This window comes from Polymorphum gilvum SL003B-26A1 (genome assembly GCF_000192745.1).
In the GTDB taxonomy this organism is placed as follows: domain Bacteria; phylum Pseudomonadota; class Alphaproteobacteria; order Rhizobiales; family Stappiaceae; genus Polymorphum; species Polymorphum gilvum.
The window spans coordinates 3,348,245-3,363,689 of sequence record NC_015259.1 but is presented as its reverse complement, the minus strand read 5'-3'; the positions used below and the strand labels follow the sequence as shown (position 1 = coordinate 3,363,689).

General features: G+C 64.2%; 15 protein-coding genes. 12 read left to right on the top strand and 3 right to left on the bottom strand.

Annotation, left to right across the window (positions count from 1 at the left end; translation table 11 throughout):
• Positions 1-25 precede the first annotated feature (25 nt).
• Together SL003B_RS15755 and SL003B_RS15750 are read left to right on the top strand one after the other, a co-directional pair.
• Entirely contained in the window at positions 26-1,477 is a 1,452-nt protein-coding gene (locus SL003B_RS15755; RefSeq protein WP_013653855.1) for an aldehyde dehydrogenase, read from the top strand.
• A gap of 52 nt (positions 1,478-1,529) precedes the next feature.
• On the top strand, positions 1,530-2,285 hold the full coding sequence (locus SL003B_RS15750; protein WP_013653854.1) for an SDR family NAD(P)-dependent oxidoreductase: 756 nt from the start codon (positions 1,530-1,532) through the stop codon (positions 2,283-2,285).
• Positions 2,286-2,371: 86 nt separating this feature from the next.
• On the opposite strand, the gene SL003B_RS15745 is transcribed toward SL003B_RS15750, so the two are convergent.
• Both SL003B_RS15745 and SL003B_RS15740 read right to left on the bottom strand, forming a co-directional pair.
• Complete coding sequence (locus tag SL003B_RS15745) at positions 2,372-2,905, bottom strand: 2,4'-dihydroxyacetophenone dioxygenase family protein (protein WP_013653853.1); 534 nt, start codon at positions 2,903-2,905, stop codon at positions 2,372-2,374.
• Positions 2,906-2,955: 50 nt separating this feature from the next.
• Entirely contained in the window at positions 2,956-4,710 is a 1,755-nt protein-coding gene (locus tag SL003B_RS15740; protein ID WP_013653852.1) for a thiamine pyrophosphate-requiring protein, read from the bottom strand.
• A gap of 115 nt (positions 4,711-4,825) precedes the next feature.
• Here SL003B_RS15740 and SL003B_RS15735 point away from each other — a divergent pair, with 115 nt between their 5' ends.
• From SL003B_RS15735 to SL003B_RS15725, 3 genes are all read left to right on the top strand, one after another.
• On the top strand, positions 4,826-5,590 hold the full coding sequence (locus SL003B_RS15735; RefSeq protein ID WP_013653851.1) for an IclR family transcriptional regulator: 765 nt from the start codon (positions 4,826-4,828) through the stop codon (positions 5,588-5,590).
• Between the two features lie 200 nt (positions 5,591-5,790).
• Complete coding sequence (locus SL003B_RS15730; protein WP_169313682.1) at positions 5,791-6,726, top strand: phosphotransferase enzyme family protein; 936 nt, start codon at positions 5,791-5,793, stop codon at positions 6,724-6,726.
• An 11-nt stretch (positions 6,727-6,737) separates the two neighbouring features.
• On the top strand, positions 6,738-8,066 hold the full coding sequence (locus tag SL003B_RS15725) for an aspartate aminotransferase family protein (RefSeq protein WP_013653849.1): 1,329 nt from the start codon (positions 6,738-6,740) through the stop codon (positions 8,064-8,066).
• 58 nt (positions 8,067-8,124) lie between these two features.
• On the opposite strand, the gene fabG is transcribed toward SL003B_RS15725, so the two are convergent.
• Positions 8,125-8,931, bottom strand: a complete 807-nt coding sequence (gene fabG, locus SL003B_RS15720; RefSeq protein ID WP_242390254.1) for a 3-oxoacyl-ACP reductase FabG — start codon at positions 8,929-8,931, stop codon at positions 8,125-8,127.
• 279 nt (positions 8,932-9,210) lie between these two features.
• Here fabG and SL003B_RS15715 point away from each other — a divergent pair, with 279 nt between their 5' ends.
• The 7 genes from SL003B_RS15715 to SL003B_RS15685 are packed head-to-tail and all read left to right on the top strand — an operon-like array spanning position 9,211 to position 15,436.
• Positions 9,211-10,350 carry an ABC transporter substrate-binding protein gene (locus SL003B_RS15715; RefSeq protein ID WP_013653847.1) on the top strand — a complete coding sequence of 380 codons (1,140 nt, stop codon included), beginning with the start codon at positions 9,211-9,213 and terminating at the stop codon, positions 10,348-10,350.
• A 28-nt stretch (positions 10,351-10,378) separates the two neighbouring features.
• Positions 10,379-11,509, top strand: coding sequence for an ABC transporter ATP-binding protein (locus SL003B_RS15710; RefSeq protein ID WP_013653846.1), 1,131 nt, complete (start codon positions 10,379-10,381; stop codon positions 11,507-11,509).
• A 1-nt stretch (position 11,510) separates the two neighbouring features.
• On the top strand, positions 11,511-12,413 hold the full coding sequence (locus SL003B_RS15705) for an ABC transporter permease (RefSeq protein WP_013653845.1): 903 nt from the start codon (positions 11,511-11,513) through the stop codon (positions 12,411-12,413).
• Positions 12,414-12,416: 3 nt separating this feature from the next.
• A complete protein-coding gene (locus SL003B_RS15700; protein WP_013653844.1) occupies positions 12,417-13,223 on the top strand; it encodes an ABC transporter permease in 807 nt (268 codons plus the stop codon).
• A 10-nt stretch (positions 13,224-13,233) separates the two neighbouring features.
• Entirely contained in the window at positions 13,234-13,935 is a 702-nt protein-coding gene (locus SL003B_RS15695; RefSeq protein ID WP_013653843.1) for a cysteine hydrolase family protein, read from the top strand.
• Positions 13,936-13,946: 11 nt separating this feature from the next.
• Entirely contained in the window at positions 13,947-14,678 is a 732-nt protein-coding gene (locus SL003B_RS15690) for an adenosylcobinamide amidohydrolase (RefSeq protein ID WP_013653842.1), read from the top strand.
• Entirely contained in the window at positions 14,675-15,436 is a 762-nt protein-coding gene (locus SL003B_RS15685) for a DeoR/GlpR family DNA-binding transcription regulator (protein WP_013653841.1), read from the top strand. Before SL003B_RS15690 ends, SL003B_RS15685 begins: the two co-directional genes overlap by 4 nt.
• The last annotated feature ends 9 nt before the right edge of the window (positions 15,437-15,445 follow it).

Below are 15,445 nucleotides of genomic sequence, written 5' to 3'. Positions count from 1 at the left end.
GGAAACTCAGACAAGGAAAAGATCAATGGATGCTATCGGACTTCTGATTGGGGACGAGGACACGCCGGCCTCCGACGGCCGCACCTTCGAGCGGCGCAACCCGATTACCGGCGAGGTGGCCTCGCTGGTTGCTGCCGCCGCGATCGAGGATGCCCGGCTTGCCTGCGATGCCGCCGCTGCCGCCTTTCCCGCCTGGGCGGAGATGGGGCCGGGACCGCGGCGCAAGATCCTGCTGGCCGCTGCCGATGCCCTTGAAGCCCGCGTCGAGGACTTCGTGCGCGCAATGGCCGAGGAGGTCGGCGCGACGGCAGGCTGGGCCCGCTTCAACGTAGGCCTTGCCGCCGACATGCTGCGCGAGGCGGCTGCGCTGACCACTCAGGTCGGCGGTGAGGTGATCCCGTCCAATCGGCATGGCAGCCTTGCCATGGCGGTGCGCCAGCCGGCTGGCGTTGTGCTGTCCATCGCCCCCTGGAACGCGCCGGTCATCCTCGGCGTGCGGGCCCTGGCGACGCCTCTTGCCTGCGGCAACACGGTGGTCATGAAGACGTCCGAGATCTGCCCGCGCACCCATCGGCTGATCGTCGACGCCTTGCAGCAGGGCGGGGTTCCCAGGGGTGTGCTCAACGCCATCTCCAACGCCCCGGACGATGCACCGCAGATCGTCGAGGCGATGATTGCCCATCCGGCCGTGCGCCGGGTGAACTTCACCGGCTCGACGCGGGTGGGCCGCATCATCGCGGAGATGTGCGGGCGCCATCTGAAGCCGGCGCTGCTGGAACTGGGCGGCAAGGCGCCCTTCGTCGTGCTCGACGACGCGGACCTTGATGCGGCGGTCGATGCGGCGGCCTTCGGTGCCTACATGAACCAGGGGCAGATTTGCATGTCGACCGAGCGGATCATCGTCGACGAGAAGGTGGCCGATGCGTTCATGGAGAAACTGACGCAGAAGGCACGCTCGTTGAAGGCGGGCGACCCGCGCGAAGGCAAGACCCCGCTCGGTGCAGTGGTCGACCAGCATGCGGCTCGACGCATCCAGGACCTGATCAAGGACGCGACGGCCAAGGGCGCGGTTCTGGCGGCCGGCGGCGGCGTGCAGGGCGCGATCATGGAGGCCACCCTGCTCGACCGGGTGACGCCCGCCATGCACATCTACGCCCAGGAAAGCTTCGGCCCGGTCGCGGTGGTGATGCGCGTCGATGGCATCGACGAGGCGGTGCGCATTGCCAACGATACCGAATACGGCCTTTCGGCCGCCGTGTTCGGCCGCGACGTGACGCGAGCGCTGGCCGTGGCTCGGCGGATCGAATCCGGGATCTGTCACATCAACGGTCCGACCGTCCACGACGAGGCCCAGATGCCCTTCGGCGGCGTGAAGGATTCCGGCTACGGCCGCTTCGGCGGCAAGGCGGGCATCAACGAGTTCACCGAACTGCGCTGGCTCACCATCCAGGACGGTCCGATCCACTATCCGTTCTGACATCAGGGCTCGGCGCCGGCTCGACCGGCGCCGACCTGTTTCGGAGATCCCCATGAAGCTCGCGAACAAGACCGCCGTCATCACCGGCGGCGCCGGCAGTCTCGGCCTTGCGACGGCCGGTCTTTTCCTTCGCAACGGAGCCCGAGTGGTGCTCGTCGACCTCAACCTCGGGGCACTGGAGGCGGCGCGTGCCAGCCTGCCGGACGGCGAGGTGCTGACGGTCGCAGCCGACGTGTCCAGCGAGGCGGACACCCGCCACTACATCGAGGCAGCGGTCGCCGCCTTCGGGCCAATCGACGTGCTGTTTTCCAACGCTGGAAACTTCGGCACCGTCGCGCCGATCGCCGACTATCCCCTGAACCTGTTCGAAGCCGTGCAGCGTGTGCATGTCACCGGTGCTTTCCTCGCGGCCAAGTACGGGACGCCGAAGATGCGCGACGGCGGCAGCCTGATCATCACATCCAGCGTGGCAGCGACGCGCGGCGATGCCGGCGTCTATGCGTATATTACCGCCAAGCATGCCCAGGTCGGCCTGATGCGCTGCCTGGCAAAGGAACTCGCCGGACGCCGCATCCGCGTCAACACGATTCATCCGGGCCCGCTCGACAACGGTTTCCAGCGCACGGTTGAGGCGGGCATCGGGGCGGAACTCGGCATCGATGGCGGCGAAATGTTCGACCGACTCATCCCTCTCGGCCGCCACGGGCATGCGGAGGAGGTTGCCCGCTCGGTGCTCTATCTGGCTAGCGACGACAGCAGCTTCACCACCGGTGCGATGCTGATGATCGACGGCGGCATGAGCGTGTAGTGCTGCCGTCGATCCGCCGGTCAAGATCCGTTGGACGGCAGGAAGGGCGGTACCGGATCGGTGCCGCCTTCCTTTTGGCGGTGTGTTCAGCGGAACAGCGTGTCGACGTAGTTCGCACCGATGCCGACTTTCTCGTAATGGGTGCGGCATAGGCTGATATACTGGTGGACGTCGAAATAGCCGTCCGGCTGGCCGTCCTCGTCGAGCCAGATCAGCGGCCCGGTGACCTGGAAGAACACCTTCATCGGGTCCGGGTGCTCATAGGCGACCAACGTATGGCCTTCGCCGGGCGTCTCGTAGACGAAGTCGCCGGCGGTCGCGGTCCAGTCGTGCTCCAGATAGCCCCATTTGCCGGAGATCGTATAGGCGAAGACCTCGTGTGGGTGATAGTGGCGGTTCACCAGGCCCGGCCCCTTGGACATGAGGATGTCGCACCATTTGTTCTGGGTCGGCGAGATCCACAGGGGTCGCGAAGACACGGTTTCGGTGAAGGGCACGTAGTAGCGTTCGTCGTCGGTCGCCGCATTGCCGATATAGACTTCCGGCAGCGCGTCCGGCTGGAACACGGTGCTGATCGGTTTCAGATCCTTCCAGAACTCCGAGTTCGGGGCTTCGGGCATTGCGTTCTCCTCTCCTTGGGTGTGATGATGGGCCTGTGAACGGCCGGCCGTCAGGCGCGCACGCGCACGTCGAGCAGGGCAAGCGTGCCCTTGCTGTCGATGTGCCCAAGCGCCTCGGCGAGCGCCTGCGGCAGGGCATCGCCATGGTCGACGCGACGGGCATAGGCCCGGCTGGCCTCGGCCACGCGCACGAAATCCGGCACCGGCGCGAGCTGGGTCAGTGGCATCTTGTTGCTGCGTGCCGCATGGCCGTCCGGGTAGAGGCCGAGCACCGACTGGCGCACTGCGCCCCATTCGGCATTGTTGACGACCAGGACCAGGATGGGCAGGTCGAGCGCCTCCGCGATCTGGTGGCAGGCGACCGGGTTGGAGAAGATGTAGGAGCCGTCCCCCATGGTCGCGACGACCGTACGGTCGCGGTTGCCGAGCTTCATGCCCAGGGCGGCCGGGAACGACCAGCCGAGCCCGCCGGAATGGGGTTCCTGGTACCATGACTTGGGATGGGCGAGGGTCATCGGGGCGAGCGGGCAGCCGAGCTCCGACAGCACCGCGGCGTCACGCCCTTCCAACGCCCGCGACAGGCACAGGCTGACCCAGTCCTTGGTCATCGGGTCGCTGCGGCCCTGTTCGGCCCGGGCCAGGACAGCCTGGCGGCTCGCCGCGTTGCGGGCGGCCCAGGCGTCGCGTCGGGCGGCGATGTCGCTTGCGCGCACGTCCTTCACCGGGGCAAGCCGGTCGCGCAGGGCCAGCAGGCCGGGCTCGACGTCGCAGGCGAGCGCGAGGTCGCACGGGAAGTTGCGCACCGGGAAGCGCGTGTAGAGCGGATCCTGGCCCAGATGGATGACCTTGCAGCCGGGTCTCAGCTTGTGGATGTCCGGAGACCAGGGGGCAAGGCTGTCGATCACCAGCACCACGTCGGCCTCGGCCAGCAGCGGAGCCGGGTCGGGCGCGGCGGCCATTGGATGGTCGAGCGGCAGCGCAAGACGTACCGCCCAGTACTGACACACGGGCGCGCCCCAGTCGGAAGCGATCTCGGCGAGGGCGGCGAAGCCTGCCTCGCCGCCGGTGCCGCGCTGGGCGAAGATGACGGGATTGCGGGCGCTGGCGATCAGCCGTGCCGCCTCGTCGAAGGCGGCCGCGTCCAGGCCGGGGCGCGCTGGGCGGATGCTCGCCGGCGCCGCGATGCCGTCGGTAGCGCACGGCTCGCACAGGACCTCACGCGGCAGGCTGATGTAGACGGGACCGCGTGGCGTGGTTTCGGCGATCGCCAGCGCCCGGTCGACGATCTCGCTCACCTGTTCGGGAAACCGCAGTTCGTAGTCCCACTTGCAGGCTTCGCGCACCAGCGCGGTCTGGTCGTGCATCTCCTGACCCCAGCCGATCGGCACGGTGCGCGACCCGAGTCTGCCCTTTTCCGTTGTCGGCGTGCGGCCGGAAAACAGCAGCACGGGAATGTGCTCCGTAGCGGCGTTGATCGCGCCGATGGCGCAGTTGGCGAGGCCGACGTTGGTGTGCGCCATCACCGCCTGGGTCCGGCCGGTGGCAAGATAATAGCCGTGTGCCATGCCCATGGCCGCAGCTTCATGGGGCATCACCAGCCCTTGTGGCAGCTCGATCTGCTTGGCCTCTGCCTCGGCCAGGCCTTCGATGATCGGCGGGAAGTCGGTGCCGGAATTGGCAAAGATGTAGTCGATTCCGAGAGCCTTCAGGCGGGCAAGCAGGGCACCGCCTGTGGTCAGCGAGGCACTCTCTGCGCGGCCCGCGCCGGCAGCCGTGCCGGTCGGGCTGGGGGTGGCCTTTTGCATCTTGTCTAGCGCTCCGCATATTTCTATATTTAAAATTACGTTTTCTTATATTGAACCACGGGCTCGGGACCGTCAATCCTCCCGCAGCCTGCGTCCCTGTGTTTCCGGAGGTGTCATGGCGCCGCAGATCAACGGTTCGGTGGTCAAGGCTTTCGAGATCCTGCATCTGTTTACGCGCGATCGGCCCGTGGTCGCTGCGGCCGATCTGGTTCGCGAACTGGGACTGAACAATGTGACCGCGCACCGCTTCCTGCGCACGCTGGAGCATGTCGGTGCGCTGGTTGTCGAGGCGCGTGGCCACTACAGGCTCGGCTTTGTCTTCGCCGATCTGGGGTCGCGGGTGCTTGAGATCGAATCCATCGCCCGTGTCGTGCAGCCGGTGCTTTCGGCGCTGACGGAGGCGATCGGCGAGGGCAGCATGGCGACCGTCCTGCGTGCCGACAAGGTCGTGTGCATCGCCCGCGCCCTGCCGCGGCGCCCGCTCTCGGTCGACGTCCGTGTCGGCTCCGAACTCGAAGCCTATTGCACAGCCCATGGCAAGCTCTGGTTGGCGCATCTGCCCGAAGCCGAACTGGGCCGCTATCTGGCCACGGTGGCGCGTCCTGTATTCACGGCGACCACGATGGTGGACGAGGCCGCCTTGCGGGCCGAGATCGCATCCATTCGCAAGGCTGGCTATGCATTCAACCGGGGGGAGCGCGAGGAGGGGCTGGCCGCGGTCGCGGTTCCCGTGCTCAACCGTGCTGGCGGCATGATCACCGGCCTGTCGGTCTTCGGTCCCGCCGCCCGGCTCGACGAGGCTGCCTTGATCTCCGCGCGCGATCGCCTTCGCCGCGCCGCCGCCGATCTGGAGCAGGGCTTCTACGGCACGGGCCTCTGACGGCCGCGTGCCGATGTGCCGCAAGCTGGGCCTCGCATCCGCACGGGTGATCGGGGCGCTGTGACTAGACCCATGTCGATTTTTGTTGCAATCACAACATTTTTAATGTTGGAATTGCAAATATAACAATCATCTGGAACGATAAAGTGTTGTACGACGCAGAATTCCTTGACCGGCTTACAAACGGCGTCAAAGGCCTTATGCCGGTTTGGCAAACCGCGGCGGATGCCGACGTCAAGCTTCTGACCATCTCGGAAAATGCAACCTTCCATATTGATGATACGGCGCTCGGGCGGAGCCTCGTCGTGCGGGTTCACCGGCCCGGCTATCATTCGGAGGCCGAAATCCTCTCCGAGCTCGCCTGGATCGAGGCGCTGCGACGGGACGGCGTCGTCGCAACGCCGCGTCCGATCGCGGCACGCGATGGCAGCCTGTTGCAAACCTTTTTCGACGGCGAGACGGCACGTCATGCCGTTGCCTTCGAATTCATGAGCGGCAGGGAACCGGACACGGAAACGGATCTGGCGAAATGGTACGGCAAACTGGGCGAGATCAATGCCCGGCTGCATCGGCACAGCCAAGCCTGGACACGCCCGGACCAGTTCATCCGAAAGACCTGGGATTTCGACCGGATCATCGGCGACCGAGCGTACTGGGGCGACTGGCGCGAGGCCCTCGGGCTGACCCCCGACGGCAGGGCGATCCTTGAGCGCACCCACGCGCAGCTCGCATCCCAGACCAGGCTTTACGGCTACGGCGGTGATCGCTTCGGCCTTGTTCACTGCGACATGCGTGCCGCCAATCTGCTGGTCGATGGCGATCGGCTCGGTGTCATCGATTTCGACGACTGCGGCCTGTCCTGGTTCGCCTATGACTTCGCCGCCGCGATCAGCTTCATGGAGCACGAACCGTTTATTCCCGACCTGATGGCGGCTTGGCTTGAAGGCTATCGGCGCGTTGCACCGCTCGGCGCCGAACACGAGGCGGCGCTGCCGATGTTCATCATGCTTCGTCGGATGCAACTGACCGCCTGGATCGCCTCGCATGCCGAGACGCCGACCGCGCAGTCGATGGGCGCCACCTATACGGACGGAACCGTGGCGCTCGCCGAACGCTATCTGATCGAACACAGTTGAGGAAAACCCCGATGAGCGTTGCCACGAAGAAGATCCTCGACCTCAACCGCTTCGACTTGGCGCGCAGCGAGGGCTTTCCTCCCGACCTGGCCGAACGCGTCGCTAGACGCTATGCGAGCTTCGGAGCTTCCTCCGTGCTGTTCTACGAGCAGCCGATAGAAATGGTCCGCGCCCGGGGCGCGTACATGTACGATGTCGACGGGCGGCAATACCTCGACGTCTACAACAATGTGCCATCGGTCGGCCATTGCCATCCCCGTGTGGTCGAGGCGATCGCTCGCCAGGCCGGCGAACTGAACATCCACACGCGCTACCTCAACCGGGTTGTCGAAGCCTATTCGGAAAGGCTGCTCGCCAGCTTTCCCGAAGGTTTGGACAATGTGGTCATGACTTGCACAGGCAGCGAGAGCAATGATCTCGCCATGCGGATCGCCCGCATTGCCGCAGGTGCCGAAGGCTTCATCGTGACCGAGGCTGCCTATCACGGCAACACCGCGCTCGTCACGGAAGTCTCTCCCTCCTCGTTGCGCAGGCGCAGGTCGGCCCCCTTTGTGTCAATCGTGCCCGCCCCTGCGGCGCTTGAGGGAACGAGCGTCGAGGAGAGCTTTGCCGCATCGGTGGAACAGGCCATCGTCGAGCTTCGTGCGCGCGGCGTCGGCCTCGCCGCGCTGATTGTCGACACGATATTCTCGAGCGACGGGATCTATGCCGATCCGGCCGGCTTCCTGAGGGAGGCGGCCGGTGTCGTGAAACGCGCCGGTGGCCTGCTGATCGCTGACGAAGTTCAGCCCGGTTTCGGGCGGACCGGCGGCGGCCTCTGGGGTTTCGAGCGCCATGGCGTGACACCCGATATCGTCACCATGGGCAAGCCTATGGGCAACGGTTTTCCGATGGGCGGCGTCGTCACGCGTTCGGAACTCCTCAAGAGGTTCTGCGAGGAAACCGGATACTTCAACACCTTCGGCGGCAACCCGGTCGCGGCAGCCGCCGGCAATGCCGTGCTGCAAGTGATCGAGGAGGAAGGACTGGTCGAGCGGTCCGCTACCGTGGGCAGCTATCTCAGGCAGTCGCTCCGATCCCTGCAGAAGAGCCATGCCGAGATCGGTGATGTCCGCGGTGCGGGCCTGTTCCTCGGTCTCGACTTCATCGACCCGGCAACAGGCGAGCCGGACGTGGCGCTCGCCTCCCATGCGATCAACCAGATGAAGCAGAAAGGCATCCTGATCGGGGCCGCGGGGAAATACGGCGCAACCCTGAAGATCCGGCCGCCGCTCTGCTTTTCGACCGAAAACGCGGACTTTTTCAGCGCCACCCTGGATGCCATTCTCAAGGCGCGATGAGAGCCGCACTGTGCCGGCGGTAGCCAGGCACGACAATCGCGCCCGGCCTCTTTTCCGGTCAGCCCATCGCTTCGAGCGCGCCGAGCGATTCCGGCAGGATCTGTCCGCCGTCGATGACAAGCGTTTGGCCGGTGATATAGGCAGCCTCCTCGGAGGCGAAGAACAGCACGGCATTGGCAATATCCGCCGGCGTGCCTAGACGGCGCAGTGGGATCGACGCTTCCATGGCTGCGATGTATTCCGGACCAGTGCCCTCGAGGCCTTCCGTCATGATGTTGCCCGGCATCACCGCATTGATCGTAATCTTCTTCGGCGCCAGCTCGATCGCGGCGGTGCGCATGAAACCGAGTTGGCCTGCCTTGCTTGCCCCGTAATGCGACCAGCCCGGATATCCGGTGATCGGTCCGGTGATCGAGGAGGTAAGGATGATGCGGCCGGAACCGGCCGTCGTCATCGCGGGCAGAACGGCCGAGACGCTGAGGAAGGTGCTCCTGAGGTTGGTCGTGATCACGTGATCGAAATCGGCCGGTGTCATCTCGCCGAGCTTGGCGGCCGGGAAGATGCCCGCATTCGCGCATAGCACGTCGACGCCGCCATAACGGAGCACAGCCGCCTCGACCATCGCCTTGCAGCCCTCCTCGGTGCCTACATCAGCGGAAAAACCTGATGCGGTCTCGCCGATCTCGGCTGCGATCTTGTCGGCATCGGCCTGGTTTCGCGATACGACGAGGACATTCAGCCCCGCTTCCCCGAAGCGCAGTGCGATGCCCTTGCCGATGCCGCGACTCCCGCCCGTGACGATGATCGTTTTCCCCTGTAGTGACTTCAACATTTTTTCCTCATTCCCCTGTTGTGGTTTCAACATTTTCAGTATCGCGCTGCAGCATTCTTCGTTCCCGATTAAACTCTGGCCATTTTCCAGGCAATGCCTGCTCAAAAGAAATGCAGAGTGATTATCGATTTCTAGGCGCATCCCAGCAGCATCTGAACCCATCGGTCAACGGCCGCCGCCGTAATCGATCCGTCATTGCGCAATGCACAATGACCTGGAAAAAATATGTTGTAAACCACACATTTCTGCGACACACTTCCAACATAACGGACACGCGAAACGTCACAGACGGTCATCAACAGGGGAACGGCGATGATGAAGATCTCCAGACGCAACATGATGCAGATGATGGGTGCCGCGGCTTTTGCGGGCCCGCTCGCGAGCGCGACGCGCGCCTTTGCAGGGCGCGCGAAGGAACTCAACATCCTGTGCTGGGAAGGTTACAATTCGGCCGAGGTTCTGGACCCGTTTCGGTCCAGCCATGCGGCCAACGTCAAGGCCGAAAGCCTGACCAACGACCCGACCATGATCAACCGCCTGCGCGCCGGCGAAACCAAGATCTGGGACCTCATCAACGTCAACAATCCCTGGGCCCGCAAGGTCATGGCGCCGGCCGGCCTGATCAAGCCTCTGCCGCGCGCCGAGTTCGAGCCCTATTTCGACACCATGCTGCCGGACTTCAAGGCGCCCTATCGCTGGGCGATGAGCGACAACGGCGAGGATCTGCTGGGCATGGCCCAGCGCTTCGGGCCCTACAGCTTCGTCGTCAACACCGACAAGGTCAGCAAGACGACGGCGGAAGAGCAGGGCTGGGACCTGTTCAACGATACGGCCCTCGCCGGCAGATATGGTATCCAGGAATCCGACGACTGGAACGTCTTCAACATCTTCCTGATCGCCGGCATCAATCCGTTCAAGGAACATACGGAAGAAGAATTCAAAGCCTTCTCCGAGACCGCCGAGAAGGTATTCAAGGGAGCCAGGATGGTCGGCGACATGGCCTCGCTCAACCAGGCGCTGGTCTCCGGCGAAATCGACCTCTACATGACCGGTGGCACCTATTCCGTCTCGCCGGCCCGCGCCGACGGTTATCCTAACCTGCGCGCCATCACCCCGCTCACGGGCCCGATCGACGGCAAGGGCGGCATTTCCTGGATCGAGATAACCTCGACCGTCAACAATCCCGACCTGTCGCCGCTCGCCATCGAATTCCTCAAATATGTCCAGGACCCCGAGGTCGCCCATACCGTCGCCTTTGCCGAGGGCACGTTCAACCCGGTCAGCCAGATGGGCAATCCGAAGTGCTTCGAGCTCTTCACCAAGGACGAACTGGAAGCCATCCAGTGGGACAGCCTCGAAGAGGACATGGCTCGATCGGCCGAATACGACATCGTGCCTGACTACGACAAGGCGCTTGAACTGATGACGGCTGCCAGGCGCCTGCGGGGCTGACGCGATCCTGTTCACACGGAGCCATAGGATGAGCCTTGCGATGATCTCTCCCACACCGGCCGACATTCCCTCGAGGGTGGACGGCGCAAGCCAAGCCAGGCCGGCGCCGGTTCTGCAACTGGTCGGTGTCCGCAAAGTCTTCGGCGATTTCGCCGCAGTCGACGGCATCGATGTCGATATCCGGGAGGGTGAGTTCGTCACCATTGTCGGACCCTCCGGATCCGGCAAGACGACCCTGCTGCGCATGCTTGCCGGCATGGAATCGCCGTCCGAAGGCTACATTACGCTCCGAGGCGAACTGATCAACGACGTGCCGGCCGACAAGCGGCCGACATGTCTGGTCTTCCAGTCGCTGGCCCTTTTCCCGCACAAGACCGTGGGCGAGAACATCGAGTTCCCGCTGAAGGTCCGCAAGATGCCAGCCGCCGCACGCAAGGCCCGTGCCCTCGAACTGATGCGCATGGTGCGCCTGCCCGAGCACTATTATTCCAAGAACGTGATGCGCTGCTCCGGGGGCGAAAAGCAGCGCGTAGCCCTTGCCCGCGCCTTCTCTTATGATCCGGACGTGCTGTTCTTCGACGAACCGCTCTCGGCACTCGACTACAAGCTGAAGAAGGTGCTGGAGAAGGAACTGAAGGACCTGCATCGCGAGAGCGGCAAGACTTTCGTCTATATTACCCACTCTCTGGAGGAGGCCATGGTCATGTCCGACCGCGTCGGCGTGATGAGCCGCGGCCGCCTCGTGCAGATCGGCACGCCGGAGGAAATCTACACCAGACCCGCCACACGCTTCGTCGCTGAATTCTTCGGCGAGGTGAACAGTTTCGACGTCAGGCGCGACAGGCACGGCGGCTGGAAACGCGCCGATGGCCAGGCGATCGCGGTTGCTCCCGTCAGCGACACGATCGGCGACGAGGCGACCGTCATCGTGCGGCCGGAGTCGATGCGCTTCGTCGCCGGCGCCTCGCGCGCCGACAATCTGATCGCCGGCAGGGTCTACAACGAGTACCTGCTGGGATCGCGCGTGCAGTATCAGGTGCATGCCGACGGCCGGGTCTATCTGGTTGAGGCGGCACGGGCGGCGGGAGCCGGCATCTCCTCGGGCGACGCTGTCACTATCGGCTGGGACGCCCGCGACGCCATCGTGGTGGGAGACTGAAATGGCGGTGACCATCCACGAGGAGGCCATACATGGCCGCTCCGCGGCAGCGCTGCCCGCGATCCCCGCCGGCCTGCGCGCTGCCGGGCCCGTCATCGTCCTGCTCCTGCTCGGCTTTCTGGCGCCGCTCCTGACCGTTGCAGCCTATGCTTTTGCCACGCCGAAGAGCTTCGACGTCTTCCGGTCCTTCACTTTCGCCAATTTCTCGGCGATTTTTGATACGTCGAACACGGTGTGGATGTCATTTGCCTGGTCGCTCGCCTTCGCGCTGGCAACCGTGGCGTTGCTCGCCGTGATCGCCTATCCGATCGCCTACGGGCTCAACCGCATGTTCGGCAAATGGTCGGGCTTCATCGGCGTGCTTTTCGTCTTTCCGTTATTCGTTTCGGAAAACGTCCGTCTCTACGGCTGGGTGCTGTTCTTCATCAAGAATGGCGTGCTCGACGGCGGGCTGAAATGGCTTGGCTTCTCCGGCGGCCCGGAAGTGCTCTACACGCCCGGCGCCATCCTCTTTGGCATGCTCTATGTCTACCTGCCCTTCATGCTCTTCCCGATGTCGCTCGGCATCGCCATGATCCCCAGGGATCTGGTCGATGCTGCGCGCGACCTCGGCGCAAGCCGGCTGATGATCTGGCGCGAGATCGAGCTGCCGCTCGCCATGCCCGGCATCCTGATCGGCATGCTGCTCACCTTCGTGCTCGGCGCCGGCGCCATCGCCGAATCCAAGATCCTCGGTGGCCAGTCGGTGATCACCATCGCCCAGGATATCGAGGTCGCCTTCACCTATGCCCAGAACTGGCCTCTCGGTTCGGCGCTCGCCTTGTTGCTCGTCGCCATCGTCAGCGGCTTGGCGCTCTATGTGCTCGCCAAGCTCGACCTCGATCGCATTCTCGGCAAGAGGTGAGCCATGGAAACCCGCTCGCACATCCGCGCCCAGGCCTTCGTCAAGGTCTGGACTGTCTTCGTCGTGCTGGCCATCTACCTACCGATCCTCTGCGGAGCGCTCGCCGGCCTGTCGAAAGGGCGCTATTTCGGCTTCCCGGTGCGTGTCTTTTCGACCGAGTGGTGGGACAAGACGCTTGCCTCGCTCGAAATCCAGAGCCTGGTGCAGAATTCGCTGCTGATCGCCTTCATCGTCACGCTCGCCTCGGTGGTTCTCGCCTTCTTCGGCGCGCTTGCATTCGCCCGCTACGACTGGAAGGGTCGCAAGACCTTTCAGAAGGCGATCCTGCTGCCGGTCTTCTTTCCCCAGCCGGTGCTGGGGCTTGCCCTTCTGCTCTGGTTCAACGCGCTTGGCATCAATCCGAGTTGGCAGACAGCCGTCGTCGCCCATCTCGTCTGGATCGTCCCGGTCGTGACGCTCGTCATTGCAATCCAGGTCTACTCGTTCGACTCGACGCTCGAAGAGGCAGCACGCGACTTCGGCGCCAGCCGCTGGTTCATCCTGCGCGAAGTGACGCTGCCGATCCTCTGGCCGGGGATCTGGTCGGGCGCCCTCTTCGCCTTCTTGCTGTCTTGGGGCAACTTCCCCCTGTCGCTCTATACGGCGGGCGTCGACTCGACGATCCCGAAGTGGCTCTACTCGAAGATGGTTGCCGGCTACTCGCCGATGGTGCCCGCACTCGGCACGATGAGCACGCTCTCGGCCGCTGTCCTTCTGTTGGCCGGCGGGCTGGTCGTCATGCTGCTGCGCCGTCGCAGCATGCGAGGCTGAGGACATCCGCATGACCTGGAAAACCGAACGCCGCTCCTTCTACTACCAGGGCGCTCCGGAGCCCGAAGATCCCGTGCTTGAACGGGGCAAGGTGGCCCTGCTCGTCATCGACATGCAGAACACCTATCTCGACCGCCCGGACCCCAACACCCTGTCAGGCGACGACCTCGTGCGCTATCACGCTTGGACACCGTTTCACGAGCGTATGCGCGCCACCGTCATCCCCAACACCCAGCGTCTGCTGGACCTTTTCCGCGCGCGTGGGCTTGACGTGTTTTTTGCCCGGATTGCCTGCCTCAGGACCGATGGTCGCGATCGCTCTCTCAGCCAGAAGAAGCCCGGTTGGAACAACCTGCTCTTGCCGCGGGACGCACACCCATCGCAGATCCTGCCGCAGATCGCGCCAAGAGAGGGCGAAATCGTCATCACCAAGACCACCGACAGCGCATTGACCGGGACCAACCTGCGGCTCGTGTTCGCCAACATGGGCATCACCCACGTCGTCTGCACCGGTATTTTCACGGACCAATGCGTCTCCTCGACCGTGCGCAGCCTCGCAGACGAGAGTTTCGACGTGATCGTTGTCGACGATGCCTGCGCCGCCGGCTCCATGGAGCTTCACGTCAGCGAACTGGAGCGCATCCACATGATCTATGCCAATGTGATGAATGCCGACGAACTGATCGAGTATCTGCCGCAGGCGCGGGCTTGAGACAGGCGGGGATGGACACCGCCCGGGACTTGTTCCGGACCGATGGTCCTGACACAACTCTGGCGATGAGCAGGCCCGAAATATTCTGTGCGGACAAGATCCTCGCCGTCCGCTTCGGTATCGAGCAAGTGGTGCTGAGCTGGTCCTTGACGCGACCGGGCTTCAGCCGGGCCGACACGGTGGCCTGGCTCGAGGTGGCCGAAGCGGACCTGCCGATCGATGTGGATCCGATCGCCCTGCTTCGCGGACGCCTGACGGAAGCCGGATTTGGCGATGCGGTTCAGTTCATGACGGCGCGCGATATCCGGAAACATCACCGTGCGACACGCCGAAGCGGCGATGCGACGGCCTTCTGCCTGACGACCGTGGGGCTTGCCAATGCCGGGCGCGTCGGTGAGACCATCACCGGCCCGCGGTTGATCGGGACGATCAATCTGGTTGCCCATGTCGACCAGCCTCTCGACCAGGGAGGTCTTGTCGAGGCTCTGTCGATCGCCACCGAAGCCCGTACGGCCGCCGTGATGGATCTCGGCTGGAGGAAGGACGGTCTGCTGGTCACGGGGACCGGAACCGATTGCATCGCGGCGGCCTGCCCGCTGGAGGGGCGGACCAGGACCTATGCGGGTCTTCACACCGACATTGGTGCGGCGATCGGCGGCGCGGTTTACGACGCGGTGTCGGCCGGCGGATTGCAGTGGCTGGCCGAGAATGCAGAAAAAACGCAGGGGAGGGAGGAGCGATGAAAAAGCCGAAGAGCGTGCGTCAGGAGCGCATCCTGACGGAACTCAGTCAGACGCCGAGCCTGCGTGTGGGGGAACTGGCCCGTCGGCTCGACGTCTCGACCGAAACGATACGCCGAGATCTCGACGAGATGACCGAACAGGGGCTCCTCAACCGCACCTATGGCGGCGCCGTCCGGTCGCTTTCCACCGAGCCCTCGGTTACCGAACGTCACACCCTCTTCGTCGCCGAGCGCGAGCGGATCGCCAGGGCGGCCGTGCAGATCCTGAAAGGCGCGCAGGTGCTGATGATCGGATCCGGCTCGACCACGGTACACACGGCGCGGCGCATCGCGGTGGAGATGAAGAATATTACCGTGTTGACCCATTCCTTCGGCGTAGCGACCGTGCTCGCCATCAATCCGACCATCAAGGTGATCATGCTGCCGGGAGACTACAACGCCACTGAAGGTGCGACCATCGGAGCCCATGCCGTCTCCTTCCTCACGTCCTTCTATGCCGACTTCGCCGTTCTTGGCGCGAGCGGCCTCGGCCCGGATGGCCCCTCCGACGCTCTGATCGAGTGCGGTGCCGTCTACGCCGCCATGGTCTCGCGCGCCGCCCGCAACCTTGTCGTCGCCGACCATTCGAAGCATGACCGCCTGTTTCCGTCCCGCTACGCGTCCTGGCGCGATATCGGCCATGTGGTTACCGACCGGAGGCCGGGCGACGACCTCTGTAACAGTCTTGATGCCAATGGCGTCGAACTTACCGTCTGTTGATCCGGCGGA

Coding starts and splice junctions, on each gene's coding strand:
- SL003B_RS15710 (WP_013653846.1), top strand. CDS start 10,379: ATGAGCCTTGCGATGATCTCTCCCACACCGGCCGACATTCCCTCGAGG.
- SL003B_RS15740 (WP_013653852.1), bottom strand. CDS start 4,710: ATGCAAAAGGCCACCCCCAGCCCGACCGGCACGGCTGCCGGCGCGGGC.
- SL003B_RS15700 (WP_013653844.1), top strand. CDS start 12,417: ATGGAAACCCGCTCGCACATCCGCGCCCAGGCCTTCGTCAAGGTCTGG.
- SL003B_RS15705 (WP_013653845.1), top strand. CDS start 11,511: ATGGCGGTGACCATCCACGAGGAGGCCATACATGGCCGCTCCGCGGCA.
- fabG (WP_242390254.1), bottom strand. CDS start 8,931: ATGTTGAAACCACAACAGGGGAATGAGGAAAAAATGTTGAAGTCACTA.
- SL003B_RS15730 (WP_169313682.1), top strand. CDS start 5,791: ATGCCGGTTTGGCAAACCGCGGCGGATGCCGACGTCAAGCTTCTGACC.
- SL003B_RS15725 (WP_013653849.1), top strand. CDS start 6,738: ATGAGCGTTGCCACGAAGAAGATCCTCGACCTCAACCGCTTCGACTTG.
- SL003B_RS15735 (WP_013653851.1), top strand. CDS start 4,826: ATGGCGCCGCAGATCAACGGTTCGGTGGTCAAGGCTTTCGAGATCCTG.
- SL003B_RS15745 (WP_013653853.1), bottom strand. CDS start 2,905: ATGCCCGAAGCCCCGAACTCGGAGTTCTGGAAGGATCTGAAACCGATC.
- SL003B_RS15750 (WP_013653854.1), top strand. CDS start 1,530: ATGAAGCTCGCGAACAAGACCGCCGTCATCACCGGCGGCGCCGGCAGT.
- SL003B_RS15690 (WP_013653842.1), top strand. CDS start 13,947: ATGGACACCGCCCGGGACTTGTTCCGGACCGATGGTCCTGACACAACT.
- SL003B_RS15715 (WP_013653847.1), top strand. CDS start 9,211: ATGATGAAGATCTCCAGACGCAACATGATGCAGATGATGGGTGCCGCG.
- SL003B_RS15685 (WP_013653841.1), top strand. CDS start 14,675: ATGAAAAAGCCGAAGAGCGTGCGTCAGGAGCGCATCCTGACGGAACTC.
- SL003B_RS15755 (WP_013653855.1), top strand. CDS start 26: ATGGATGCTATCGGACTTCTGATTGGGGACGAGGACACGCCGGCCTCC.
- SL003B_RS15695 (WP_013653843.1), top strand. CDS start 13,234: ATGACCTGGAAAACCGAACGCCGCTCCTTCTACTACCAGGGCGCTCCG.